Annotated in this window: 6 protein-coding genes, 4 tRNA genes and 1 pseudogene; 4 read left to right on the forward strand and 7 right to left on the reverse strand. The window is 19.8% G+C overall.

What is annotated here, in order from left to right; all coding sequences use genetic code 11:
• Window positions 1-252: 252 nt before the first annotated feature.
• A pseudogene (locus D9V65_RS01615) lies at window positions 253-867 on the forward strand (RsmE family RNA methyltransferase); the annotation flags it as partial.
• A gap of 79 nt (window positions 868-946) precedes the next feature.
• Here the strand turns inward: D9V65_RS01615 and rpiA are convergent.
• The 5 genes from rpiA to D9V65_RS01640 all read right to left on the reverse strand — a co-directional run bounded on the left by rpiA (window position 947) and on the right by D9V65_RS01640 (window position 2,168).
• The gene (rpiA, locus tag D9V65_RS01620) at window positions 947-1,621 is read right to left on the reverse strand and encodes a ribose-5-phosphate isomerase RpiA (RefSeq protein ID WP_158341887.1); all 675 of its coding nucleotides are present in this window, start codon (window positions 1,619-1,621) and stop codon (window positions 947-949) included.
• 81 nt (window positions 1,622-1,702) lie between these two features.
• A tRNA-Gln gene (locus D9V65_RS01625) sits at window positions 1,703-1,773 on the reverse strand.
• 63 nt (window positions 1,774-1,836) lie between these two features.
• A tRNA-Gln gene (locus D9V65_RS01630) sits at window positions 1,837-1,907 on the reverse strand.
• A 49-nt stretch (window positions 1,908-1,956) separates the two neighbouring features.
• A tRNA-Leu gene (locus D9V65_RS01635) sits at window positions 1,957-2,038 on the reverse strand.
• Window positions 2,039-2,094: 56 nt separating this feature from the next.
• Window positions 2,095-2,168, reverse strand: a tRNA-Met gene (locus D9V65_RS01640).
• Window positions 2,169-2,347: 179 nt separating this feature from the next.
• Here D9V65_RS01640 and glnS point away from each other — a divergent pair.
• Window positions 2,348-4,036 carry a glutamine--tRNA ligase gene (gene glnS, locus D9V65_RS01645; RefSeq protein ID WP_158341889.1) on the forward strand — a complete coding sequence of 563 codons (1,689 nt, stop codon included), beginning with the start codon at window positions 2,348-2,350 and terminating at the stop codon, window positions 4,034-4,036.
• Window positions 4,037-5,115: 1,079 nt separating this feature from the next.
• Window positions 5,116-6,402, forward strand: coding sequence for a phosphopyruvate hydratase (gene eno / locus D9V65_RS01650; RefSeq protein ID WP_158341891.1), 1,287 nt, complete (start codon window positions 5,116-5,118; stop codon window positions 6,400-6,402).
• A gap of 618 nt (window positions 6,403-7,020) precedes the next feature.
• Here the strand turns inward: eno and mutS are convergent.
• Window positions 7,021-9,534, reverse strand: coding sequence for a DNA mismatch repair protein MutS (gene mutS, locus D9V65_RS01655; protein WP_158341893.1), 2,514 nt, complete (start codon window positions 9,532-9,534; stop codon window positions 7,021-7,023).
• Between the two features lie 963 nt (window positions 9,535-10,497).
• Here mutS and polA point away from each other — a divergent pair.
• Window positions 10,498-13,266 (forward strand): DNA polymerase I, encoded by a 2,769-nt coding sequence (gene polA, locus D9V65_RS01660; protein WP_158341895.1) that lies wholly within the window; start codon window positions 10,498-10,500, stop codon window positions 13,264-13,266.
• Between the two features lie 179 nt (window positions 13,267-13,445).
• Here the strand turns inward: polA and yihA are convergent, their stop codons facing one another.
• Window positions 13,446-14,042, reverse strand: a complete 597-nt coding sequence (yihA, locus tag D9V65_RS01665; RefSeq protein ID WP_158341897.1) for a ribosome biogenesis GTP-binding protein YihA/YsxC — start codon at window positions 14,040-14,042, stop codon at window positions 13,446-13,448.
• Between the last annotated feature and the right edge of the window lie 370 nt (window positions 14,043-14,412).

Genomic DNA, 14,412 nt, shown 5'->3' on the forward strand with positions numbered 1-14,412 from the left:
TCTAAGAAAAACTAGATTTATGTGTTACAATAAATTTGTTTTTTTAATTAAACGGTAAAATTTTTGTGATTTTTGATCTAATTTATGTATTAGAAATTATTTTATTTAAATGAAAGTTTAAAACTAAAATTATTTTTATGAGAATTCCAAGAATATATCGATCAAAAGAACTTTTTATAAATGATACAGTAGTTTTGTATGAAAAAAAAATAGTTCATTATATTAAAAATGTATTAAAAAAAAAAAAATGATTATATAAAATTATTTAATAATAATAACTATATATTTTTAACAATAATTCAATTTATTTCTAAAGATTTAATTATTTTAAAAATTATTAATAGTATTAATGAAAACAATGAATCGAAATTATATTTACATTTAGGACAAATAATTTCAAAAAATAAAAATATGGATATGATCATTCAAAAATCAGTAGAACTAGGAATTTCTAAAATCACTCCTATTTTCAATAATTTATTAAAAAATATTTTGAATAAAGAGTATCTATCTAAAAAAATGAAACATTGGAAAGAAATCGTTATTTCAGCTTGTCAACAATGTGAAAGAAATATTATTCCAGAAATAAATGAACCGCAATTTTTAAAACAATGGATAAAAGAGGATCAAAAAGAAAAAAAAATTTTTTTTGAAAAAAATGGAAACTATACTATTAAAAATTTAGATAAAAATATAAACAAGATTAAATTTTTGATAGGATCAGAATACGGGTTTTCTGAAAAAGATAGAATACGTTTATTAAACAGCGGATTTATTAATTTATCTTTAGGTCCTAGAACTTTAAGAATGGAAACGGCGGTAATTTCTTCTATTTCTTGTCTACAACTAAAATTTGGTGATTTTTAAACAATTTTATAAAAACTAAACGAAAAATTCTAAGTTATATATATGAAATATATATGTCAATATATTTATATCGAACTAATTAACTATTTTTATCATTTTTTTTTAATATTTTAATTCCTAATTTTCCAGAAGTAATACAAATATCTGCTGATTGTTTTGCAAACAATCCTACAGTAACAATTCCTGGATATGCATTTAATTCTTTTTCCAGTTTTAGAATATTATTAATTTTAAGATTATACACGTCAATTATTTTGTTCCCATAATCTGTAGTAAAATTTTTTCTAAGTATTGGAAAAGCACCTAAATTAATCAATTTTTCTTTAATATAGGAAATACTCATAGGAATGACTTCTATAGGAATTGGAAATTTTCCTAATTTTTTTACTATTTTACTTTCATCAACAATACAAATAAATTTTTTAGATTTTGAAGCAAGAATTTTTTCTCCTGTTAGGGCACCTCCTCCTCCTTTGATCATCATAAAATTATTATCAATTTCATCTGCACTATCAATATATAAATCTATTTTTTTAACGTTATTACAGTTTAAAATACAAAATTTATATTTTTTTAAAATATTTAAAGATTTCAAAGAACTTGATACAACGCCTTTAATAAAATATTTTAATTTTCTTAAGTGTTTAATAAAATGTAGTACAGTGCTTCCTGTTCCTATCCCTATTATTGAATTTTTTTTTATATAATTGATAGAAAATAATGAAGCTGAATATTTATACTTTTCTTGATACAAATTTCTTGCTCCTATTTTTAATGTTTAAAATAGATGTGTTATTTAACAAATATAATATTTTTATCTTTTAATAAGAATGTTCTGGGGTACCTGGATTTGAACCAGGGATGCCGATATCAAAAACCGGTGCCTTACCACTTGGCTATACCCCAATCATTTTGTCTTATAACAAGCAATTATTATTACTTGTACAAAAGAATAATTATTTAGTAGTTCTGGGGTACCTGGATTTGAACCAGGGATGCCGATATCAAAAACCGGTGCCTTACCACTTGGCTATACCCCATTTTAAAAATTATAAATATAAACTATTTAAAAATTAATTTATCATTACATACGGAAGGCGAGACTTGAACTCGCATACTTTTCAGTGCCAGAACCTAAATCTGGTGCGTCTACCAATTTCGCCACTTCCGCTTATTGGTAATATAATAAATATATATATAATAATGTTTAGGATTACTATTTCATAGTAGCTACGATGGGATTTGAACCCATTACCTCAGCGTTATGAGTGCTGTGCTCTAACCTATTGAGCTACGTAGCTATTTAAACTTATTTAATAAAAAACAAAATATATAGTATATTAATGTTATTATATCATATAATAAATTAATAAAGGAATAAAAAACATTTTAAATTTAAAAATAGAACTATTACTTTATTTTATTTAACATTGGTTATAAATTATAATGAATTTATAATTTATTGTTTTTAAGGAAAAATATGTTAAATACATACGGCAATCATTTTATTGAAAAAATAATTAATAAAGATCTAAAAAATCAAGTATATAGAAAACTACGAACACGATTCCCACCTGAACCCAACGGGTATTTACATATTGGTCATGCTAAATCTATATATTTAAATTTTTATTTAGCGAAAAAATTTAATGGATATTTTTATTTAAGATTTGATGATACTAATCCAATAAAAGAAAAGATATCTTACGTAAAAGCTATTAAAAAAGATCTAAAATGGTTAGGATGCATGTGGGACGGAACTGAAAAATATACTTCTAGTTATTTTAATTATTTATATAAATATGCTATAGAACTAATTAACAAAGGTTTAGCTTATGTTGATAAACTAAAAAAAAATGAAATAAAAAAATATCGTGGTACATTAATTAAACCAGGAATTAATAGTCCTTATAGAAATCAAACTATAGAAGAAAATTTATTATTGTTTGAAAAAATGAAGAGAGGTGATTTTCCTGAAGGAAATGCATGTTTACGTGCTAAAATAGATATGAAATCTTCATTTATAATAATGAGGGATCCTGTTTTATACCGTATAATATTTTCTAATCATCATCAAACTAGAAATGCATGGTGTATTTATCCTACTTATGATTTTGCTCATTGTATATCAGATGCTATTGAACATATTACGCATTCTTTGTGTACTTTAGAATTTCAAGATAATAGAAGACTATATGATTGGATTCTAAATAATATATCTATTAAATATAGACCTAAACAATACGAATTTTCGAAATTAAACGTAGAATATTCAGTATTGTCTAAGAGAAAACTAAAAACTATTATTGAAAAAAAAATAGTAGATAATTGGGACGATCCAAGACTGTTAACTATTTCAGGATTAAAACGAAGAGGATATACTCCTGAAGCAATAAAAAATTTTTGTATGAAAATTGGAGTAACTAAACAAGAAAATTCAGTTCAATTATCATTATTAGAATCTTGTATTCGATCAGATTTAAACGTAAGAGCTCCTAGAGCAATGGCTATCTTAGATCCAATTAAAGTAATAATATACAATATGCCTGATTCTCAAAAAGAAATTATAACAATCCCTAATCATCCTAACAATAAAAAAATGGGAACTAGAAAATCTATATTTTCAAAAGAAATCTATATAGATAGATCTGATTTTAATGAAAAACCAAGCAAAAATAATATAAAATTATCTCATGGAATATTTATTCGACTTAGATATGCATATGTTATTACAGTTACTAAGATTAAAAAAAATAATTTTGGTAAAATTATTTGTTTAATTTGTAAATATGACAAAAATACATTTCGTAAAAATCCTATAAATTATCGTGTTAGTGGAGTTATTCATTGGATTGCAAAAGAAAATGTTTTAAATGCTATATTTAATATTTATTATCCTTTATTTAAAATAAAAAAACCTGACCTAGAAAAAACATGTTTACCGTTTATAAATAACAATTCATTAGTACAAAAGAAAGGAATAGTAGAAAAAAGTATTATTTTAAATAGTAAAAAAAATTTTTATCAATTTGAAAGGGTAGGATATTTTTGCATTGATAAAGATAGTCTAGAAAAATTACAAAAAAAAAATCATATAATTACTTTTAATAGAATAGTTACATTAAAGGAAAGGAAAAGTAATAAATTATTAAAAAAACAACAACACTAAAAAAATTTTTTTTGTTAATTTTATTATTTAAACAATTTTATTTAATTAAATTTAAATAAAATTTAAGTTTTTTATTAAAAATTTGTTTTAAATATTTTTTAAAATTGTTTTTAATTTAATTAAATAAATTTATTTTATTTTTATTCAATAATTTAAATTTTATATGTAAAAAAACATATCCTATATTAATAAAAAAAATAAATAATAATAAATTTATTGATTGTTTATTTTTATAAATAGTATCTATTTATTTAAGATAAACGAGTTATTTTATATAAATAGAACTAATTAAATAGTAACTTACTAAATTAGTTTATTTTAAATTTAATTAATTTAAAAAAACTAAATATAAAATATAATATTTACTTATGAAATTAAAAAAATTATATAATGATTAATATTTTGTAAAGTAAAATATAGAATATTAATTTTTTTTTTAATTGAAAAAAAATTTTATTAAAACAAAAAAATTATCTGTTCAAATATTATACTATATGCAATATTTAATAATTAAAAATAAAAAAAATTTATTGTTTAATTTTATAGTAAGTAATATTACTTATATTTTAATTATTAAAAAAATAATAAACATGTATTATGTTATTTATTTAAAATTATGAATAAATATTAATTTTTTTATAATTATTAAAATAAATAAAATATAATTAATGATAATGTTGATCTAAAAGATATATATACATAATTATTAAATTAAAAAAATCTTTGTTTTATTAAATGATTATTGTTTTATTATATATTTTAATATAATAAACATATACACAATAAGTATTATTATTAATAAATACTATTAATAGTATTTATTTTATTAAACATAATATTTTAATTTAAATTATCAATTGATTGTTTATAATTATAAAAATAAAAATTTATATATTAATTATTAATGATGCTAAAATTTAACTTTATTTTTTTTAAGATAAGTATTTCATGTCAAATTAACATATAGAAACAATGTTTTATTAAGAATACAGTTAAAATGATTCAATTAAATTACAATTTTTATAAAAAATATATACATATAGTTGTATATACAAAAATCTATTATATAGGAAATAGTAATGTCAAAAATAAGAAAAATAATTTCTAGAGAAATACTTGACTCAAGAGGATACCCGACTGTTGAAACAGAAGTTTATTTACAAAATGGTATTTTTGGAAGAGCATCATGTCCATCAGGAGCTTCAAAAGGAAAACAAGAAGCTGTAGAGTTGAGAGATAATGATCCTTTGAGATTTTGTGGAAAAGGAGTAAAAAAATCTGTTCATTTAATTAATAAGGATTTAAATAATCTTTTAAAAAATTATGATTGTGCTGATCAAAATAAAATAGATTTAACTATGATAAATTTTGATGGAACTAAAGATAAATCTAATATTGGAGCAAATAGTATTCTATCTGTTTCTTTGGCAGTAGCAAAAGCTGCATCAAAATGTAAAAAAATACCTTTTTTTCAATATATTTCCGAAATAAATAATACAAATAATAAATTTTCTATGCCACTTCCTATGATTAATATAATTAATGGTGGAAAACATTCAAATAACAATTTAGATATACAAGAATTCATGATTCGTCCTATAGGAGCAAAAAATATAAAAGAAGCTATAGAAATAGGAGCAAAAATATTTCATTCTTTAGGAAGAATTTTAAAAAATAGAGGAATGAGTACTGCAGTAGGAGATGAAGGAGGATATGCTCCTAATTTAAAAAATAACGAAGAAGCTTTGCAATTAATCAAAGAATCTATAGAAAATTCCGGTTACATTTTAGGACAAAATATTTCAATTGCTATTGATTGTGCTGCTTCTGAATTATTTTCTTCTAAAGAAAAAAAATATATTTTAGATAATAAACGAAAAAGATTTACATATAAAGAATTTACTGATTATTTAGAAGAATTATCCGACAAATACTTTATATCTTCAATAGAAGATGGACAACATGAGTCAGATTGGAATGGTTTTGAATATCAAACTAAAAAATTGGGAAAAAAAATACAAATAGTAGGAGATGACTTGTTTGTTACTAACTCTAACTTATTAAAAAGAGGAATAAAAAATAATATTGCTAATGCTATTTTAATAAAACCTAATCAAATAGGAACATTAACTGAAACATTAAAAACTATTAAAATAGCACAAAAAGCAAATTATAAAGTTATTATTTCACATAGATCAGGTGAAACTGAAGATGTTACTATTGCAGATTTAGCTGTCGGAACTAATGCTGGACAAATTAAAACTGGATCTATGAGCAGAACAGAAAGAGTAGCAAAATATAATCAATTGATAAGAATTGAAGAAAGAATAGGAAAAAAATTAGCTCCTATATATTCTTTTATATAAGAAAGTTACATTAACTTAATAAAAAATATTTGTATATGTATTATTTGTTAAATAACAAGTATTTTTGCTATGAATAAAATATTAAATATTATCTATAATTTTTTTTTACACATGTTGTATTAGAATTTACTAATACAACAAAGATTAGATTTAACAAATATTAAAAAAATAATAATTATTGTTAATTATTATTAAATACTTTTATATAAAATATTGTTTTTTATATAAAAAACTTTATTAATTTTTAATTTTAAAATACATTATACATACAAAATATATTTTAATTTATAAAAATATAAATTATAAATTGTTACATATAAATTTTATTTATTTAAATAAAGAATTCTTATTTATCTAATAAATATTTTTATACTTTACTAATAATTATATTAAATATTATTTCTTTTTGTACATTTTATTTACTTAGATCTAAAATTTAATAATTAATTGTTCGTATAAAATAACAAGTATTTACTAAAAATTAATATTTTGCATAAAATATGTATTATTTGATTTAAATTTAATAATTAATTAGATTTACACAGTAAAAAAAAAATATATATATAACAATTAAAAATTAAAATAGTTAAATATATTTAATGTTAAAATTTTTTTTATTTAATTTATTAAAATTTTTTTTAAAAAATTAAGTATTTTTAATGATTTTAAAGGTTTTATTTTGTTAAAGTTAATTTTATTTATTAATTTAATTGCATTTATAATAGGCAAATTTTTTTCTTTATAGATCTGTTTTAACTTTTTTTTAGCATTTAAAACAACTTTTTTAGGAAATCCAGAAAGTAAAGCTACAGATAAACCATGGCTTTTTTCCGTAAATCCTTTTTTTAAAACATAATTAAAAAAAATTTTATTATTTTTTAATAAAGAATCAAAATAAATATTTTTTATACTTTTATATTTTTTTTCCAACTCTGATAATTCAGAATAATGAGTAGAAAAAAGAGTCATACATTTTATATCTTTAACTAAACTTTTAGCACAAGACCAAGCTAAAGATAATCCATCTCGAGGTGAAGTTCCTCTTCCTAATTCATCTATAAGCACTAGACTATTTGATGTAGCATGGTTTAAAATATGAGCTGTTTCCAACATTTCAATCATAAATGTTGATTTTCCAGAATACAGATCATCATGAGCACCAATACGTGTAAATATTTTATCAATAGGACCTATAGATACTTTTGTGGCTGGAACATAACTTCCAATGTAGGATAAAATCACTATAATTGCTATTTGGCGCATATAAGTACTTTTTCCACCCATATTAGGACCAGTAATTATTGACATTCTTTTTTTTGAAGATAAATAAGTTGAATTAGGAATAAAACTTTTATTTCTTGCTAACTCAACTATTGGATGTCTTCCATTAATTATGTTAATACCATATTTTTTTGTTAAAGTAGGACAAACATAATTTAAATTGATTGCTATTTTTGCAAAATTATTTAATACATCTAATTCTGCAATAGAATAAGAGGTAGTTTTTAATTTTTTTAAAAATGGAGTAATTTTGTGTAAAATATTTAAATATATTTCTTTTTCAATATTAACAGCAATAGTTTTTGCATATAAAATTTTTTCTTGATAATTTTCTATTTCAGGTATCATATATCTTTCTGTATGCTTTAAAGTTTGCTTTCTGAAATAATTATTAGGAATTAAATGACTATCTTTTTTATTTACTTGTAAATAATATCCAATAATTTTATTAAATCCAATTTTTAAAGAGTTTGCTCCAATTTTTTTTTTTTGTTTCAGTTCAATTTTTTTTAAGTAGTTTAAGGAATCGTTAGCTATTTCTCGCCATCGATCAAGTTTTTTGCTAAATCCAGTAGCAATAACATTACCATAATTGATACAATAAGACGGTATAAGTTGAATAGCATTGTGTAAAAGTGTGTTTAAACTTTTACATAAATGTATTCCATGATTTAAACGAATTAAATTTTTTTCTAATATTTTAGAAAGAGTTGTTTTTAGTTTTGGCAATAGCGATAATAAATTTCTTAAATTTATTAAGTCTTTTGGAATAGCTTGATTTAATGATAAACGAGTTATTATTCTTTCTAAATCATGGAATCTTTCTAAAATAGAAGTTATTTTCTGATGGTTTTTTAATAAAATAGTTACGCTATTTTGTCTATTGACGATTTCGTTTACATTACATATGGGGGAAAAAACCCATCTTTTTAATAATCTACTTCCCATTAATGTAGACGTTTTATTGATTATAGATAATAAGGAACTATTTTTATTAGAAACATTTGTGTTTTCATTAATTTCTAAATTTTTTCTAGTAGAAAAGTTCATATATATATAAGTGTTTTTATTTTTTATTTTTAAATATTGAATATGAGATGGAATATTTTTTTTTATATATTTGATATAACGTAAAATACTACCTGCCGCTCGAACTCCTAATTTTTTTGTTTTAAGCTTGTTTCTTTGCTTTTCATCACTTAAAAAATGTGATATGAGTACATGATATGATCTTGTCAAATTAAAATTTAATATAGATCTTTTTTGTATTCCTGTTCTTTTATTAAATAAAAATAAATAAGCAAAATTTTCTGGTAACAAAATTTCCTCTGGATTATTTTTTTCTATTTCTGACATTAAGTCATTTATATTATTAAATTCTAAAATTTCTAATTTTCCTAAACATAAATTCAAGACAGCATATCCAAAAGAATTATTCTTTTCAAAAATAGATACTAATAAATTATCTTTTTTTCCATTTAATAATTCTTCATTAACTACAGTTCCAGGCGTAATAACTTGTACTATTTTTCTTAGTATAAGACCATTATTAAATAATTTATTATCAATTTGATCACAAATTACAATAGATTTACCTAATTTAAGTAATTTTTTACAATAATAATTTATTTTTTGACACGGAAAACCCGCCATTGGAATAATTTTTTTTGCAGAAAAACCTTTTTTAGTTAAAACAATTTTTAATATTGACGCTGCAATTTTTGCATCTTCGTAAAAAAGTTCGTAAAAATCGCCTATTTGAAAAAATAAAAACATATTGGGGTATAATTTTTTTATCGATAAATACTGTTGAATTATTGGAGTATGTTTATAACAATTTGTATTTAGCATAAATATTCCATATTGATAATTTTAAAAATTTTAACAGTTGTTATACAAAAAAATATTAAGAATTGTATGGATAAATTTGTATTGTTTAAAATTCAAATATAAATTTTTTTATCAAAAATATATTTATATTATAAATTTACTTAAATCCATTTATATAATATATAGAATAAAATTTCTTAGAATAAAAATCATTCCTATAGATATAAAAGATATGGTAAATGTTAATAAAACTAAAAAAATACTGTAAAATTATATATATGCATCTTAAATGCTAATTAAAATTAAATTTTAAAAATATGAATATAAATATATTTATATATAAAAAAGTGCATTTAGAGCTATTAATGTTTTAAATTTTATTTTTTTATCATCTTATTTGTTAAAGAAATTATATTTATTAATTAATTCGTTTTGTTTTATTGGATTTTATTTTTATTAAAAATAAAAAAGAAATAATATAAAATTAATAGATGTACATTTTTATTAATTAATTTTTTTTAAATTAAACATATCGTATATAAAAATTGATCGTATTAAATATTTTTTATCTTTTATAGTAAAAATACTTGGTATTTAACATGATAATCAATTATTAGTTAAAAAATTTAATATATTTTTTTAAAGTTAAATATCTTTATATTTGGTATTTTATAGTTTTATTAAAAATTCATACAATAATACAATCAGTATTGTTTAAAAAAAATAAAAATTATTTTTTATAAATTACTAGTTATTATTCTAAATAATTAATTTTTAAATTAAATCTACAATTTATAAATTAAATATCCTTAATTAAAAAAAATTAGTTCAATAACATTTATTATATTTAATAGTAAAAATATAAATGTAAATTTGTATTATAAAACTTAATTAGTTATATATATTTTTAATATATTTCATAAGTGTAAATATAAAATATATAAATAATTTATTTGTAAATGTTTTTAATATTGGAATACTGATATGAAAAATATACATCAAAGAAGTTTAATTTTAGTAGATGGAACGTCTTGTCTTTATCGGGCATATTATGCTTTTCCATTTTTTTTTAATTCGAAAGGAAAGCCATCAGGAGCTATTTATGGAGTCTTAAATATAATTCGAAGTTTATTTTTAAATTATAATCCATATACAATGATTATTGTTTTTGATTCTTCTAGAAAAAACTTTCGTAAAAAATTGTATAAAAAATATAAAAAAAATAGATTATCTATGCCTGAAAATTTAAAACTGCAAATTAATCCTTTATATCAAGTTATTGAATATCTTGGTATTCCTTTAATAATTGAATCTAATGTAGAAGCAGATGACGTTATCGGAACATTATCAAAAATAGCAGAACAAGAAAATTTTTCTGTTCTTATTAGTAGTAATGATAAAGATATGGCTCAATTAGTTAATAAAAATATTTCGATTATAGATAACTCGAAAAAGTGTGTTTTAGGACCTAAAGAAATAAAAAAAAAATATGGTGTTAAAGCAGAATATATAAACCATTTTTTAGCATTAACAGGAGATGTTTCAGACAATATACCTGGAGTTTCTGGAATAGGAAAAAAAACAGCATTAGTTTTAATAAATAAATTTAAAAGTATAAAAAACATTTATAAAAATCTTAAAAAAATTCAAGAACTACCATTAAGAGGAAAGATAAGAATTCAAAAGAATTTAAAAAAATACCAAAAAATTGCTTTTTTATCACTTAAATTAACAACAATTAAACTAAATGTTTATTTGAAAGACAAAATAGAAAATATGGTATTATTAAAACCAAAAATTAAATTATTATTACATTTCTTTAATTACTACGAATTTAGCTATTTGCATAAATTTTTTTTAGAAAATAAATGGTTCGTTCCGAATAATCATAATTGTATAGTCAAAAAAAAAGAAAATTATGAAAAATATGAAAAAAATTATTTTAATAATATGATTTTAGATAAAAAAAAATTTGAAATGTGGTTAAGTAAATTTAAAGAAAATAAAAAATTTTCTTTTTTTTTCGATTTAAATTATATAAACGAAACAGTTTTTGATATTAATGGAATAACATTTTCTACAAAAACAAATAAATTTTGTTATTTAGTTTTTAAAAATAACAAATTAAATATTGTTAGTGATCTTAATATAAACACAGTCTTTAAAAAATTAAAGATTATATTCGAAAATCCAAAAATTATAAAAATAACAGAAAATTTAAAACTGCAATATTTTATCTTGTTTTTTTTAAAAATAAAAATATGCAACATATATTTTGATACAATGTTGGAATTACATTTATTTAAATATAATAAATTATCGTATGATCTGACAAGTGTTTTTATTACAAATAATATTTTTAAGTATTCTCAATACGAACAATTGTTAGAAAATTCCAATGAATCAATAAACTTAGATAAAATTTATTCTAGTAAAACTACATCGTTAAATCATATAAAAAAAATAATAAAAAAAAGTTACTTTATATTCAAAACTCACATACATATATTTCCTTTGATAAAAAAAAATAAAGTTATATTTAATTTGTACCATAACATTGATTTACCACTAGTAAAAACACTTTTTCAAATGGAATTAAATGGGGTATTAATAGATTGTAATTTACTAAAATCATTTTCTAAAATTATAACTAAAAAATTAATCAAATTAGAAAAAGAAGCTTATATGCTTTCTGGAATAATATTTAATTTATCATCTACAAAACAAATTCAAAAAATTTTCTTAAAAAAAAAACTATTTGTTGTTAAAAACAATAAAAAATTTTCTACTAATAAAAAAGTATTATTGACATTATCTAAATATGATCCTCTTCCTAAGATTATATTAAAATACCGTAGTTTAAGAAAGTTGCAATCTACTTATATAAATAAACTTCCTAAAATGGTTAGAAAAGATTCAAAAAGAATACATACTTCTTATTATCAAACTATTACAAATACTGGAAGACTATCTTCAAAAAATCCTAATTTACAAAATATTCCTATTGATAAAAAAAAAGAAAAAAATATTCGAACAGCATTTATAGCACCAAAAAATTTTATAATCATGAGTGCTGATTATTCACAAATAGAACTAAGAATTATAGCTCATTTATCAAACGATAGAGCTTTAGTTCATGCTTTTAATACTGGAAAAGATATACATAGTATAACTGCATCAGATTTATTTCATGTAAACGTTAACTCAGTAACATTTGAACAAAGAAAAATAGCTAAAACAATTAATTTTTCTGTAATATATGGTATTAGTGCTTTTGGATTAGCACAAAAACTAGATATTGATATTGTGGCTGCTGAAAAATATATTAATTTATATTTTAAAAAATATAATGGCGTATATAAATATATAGAAAAAATTAAAATTTTTGCAGCAAGAAAAGGTTATGTAAGAACAATAGATAAACGAAAGTTATATATTCGAAATATACAATCTAGTAATAAAAATTATCAAAAAGCTGCTGAAAGAGTTGCTGTAAACGCTCCTATTCAAGGTACAGCTGCAGACATTATAAAAAAAGCTATGATATATGTTAATAATGATTTGGATCAATATTTTTCAAAACATGCAGGAATGATAATGCAAGTTCATGATGAATTAGTATTTGAAATAAGAAAAGAAAAATCTTTTTATATTGCTAAGCATATACAAAAAATTATGGAATCATGTGCAAATTTAAACGTACCTTTAAAAGTTAATATAAAAATAGGAAAGAATTGGAATTCAGTTTTATAAATAATATTTTTTGTTCAAAAATTAGTATATTTTATAGTATTTAAAATATTTCAAAACGATTAATAAGATTTAAATTAATATAACTTATAATTTAATCTAAATATTAAATAAATATTTTTTATTCTAATTGCAATTTAAACAAAATATTTTCATTTTTTTAAATTTTTTAGAAACTTTTTTTAATTTTTATACCAATAATCTATTTTTTTTTTTAAATAATCAATACCAGTTTTTTTCAAAGCAGAAAATAAAATTATATCTATGTTATTATGTTTTAAAGATAGTTTTTCTCTTATTTTTACTATCCTTGTTTTTTGAGAATTTAATGTAATTTTATCTGATTTATTTAATAGAACTAATACAGGAACATTATTTTCGAAAGCTTTTTTTATAAAAAATAAATCAAAATTTTTTAACGGATGTCTAATATCCATAATATTAATTAAACCTTTTAAATTTTTGTTGGTTTTAATATACTTAGTGAGTTCTAACATTAGTTTATTTTTTATTTTTTTTTGAATAGTTGAATAACCATATCCAGGAAAATCTACTAATTTTAAATTAGTTGATACTTGAAAAAAATTAATTGTTTTTGTACTTCCTGGAGTTTTTCCAATACGAGCTAAATTCTTTTTGTTGATTAATGCATTTATTGAACTAGATTTTCCAGAATTTGAATAACCAAAAAAAGCAATTTCCGTCCAAGAATTTAAATTTTTAGAAGGAACTTTTAATGTACTGGTTAAAAATTTTGTATTTTCATAATTATAATTCACTGTTTATGTCCTTATCAAAATAATGTTATAACTATTTATAATAAAATTTTACTTTTTAAAACAAACTATTATTATATAAATAAAAGATTAGTTTTAACGTAAGAATAAATTTTTTATAAAATTATATTTATATTATTATAAAAAGAATAATTTGTATCTATTTTTTATTTATAAAAATTTTTAATTAAATATTATATTTAATAAGTTTTTTTTTGAATTCAAAGTACTATATGTACACAAAATATAGTGCTAAATCACTATTAGTTTATAACAGGTATTTAAACATTAATTTTATAAAAAAATTAAACAAAAGATTATTTCAAATTTATTAATATGAATTCATATTTAAAAATTTGTCAATAATATAGTT

Origin of the sequence: Buchnera aphidicola (Anoecia oenotherae), from assembly GCF_005080765.1 — a bacterium.
GTDB lineage: Bacteria > Pseudomonadota > Gammaproteobacteria > Enterobacterales > Enterobacteriaceae > Buchnera_E > Buchnera_E aphidicola_AB.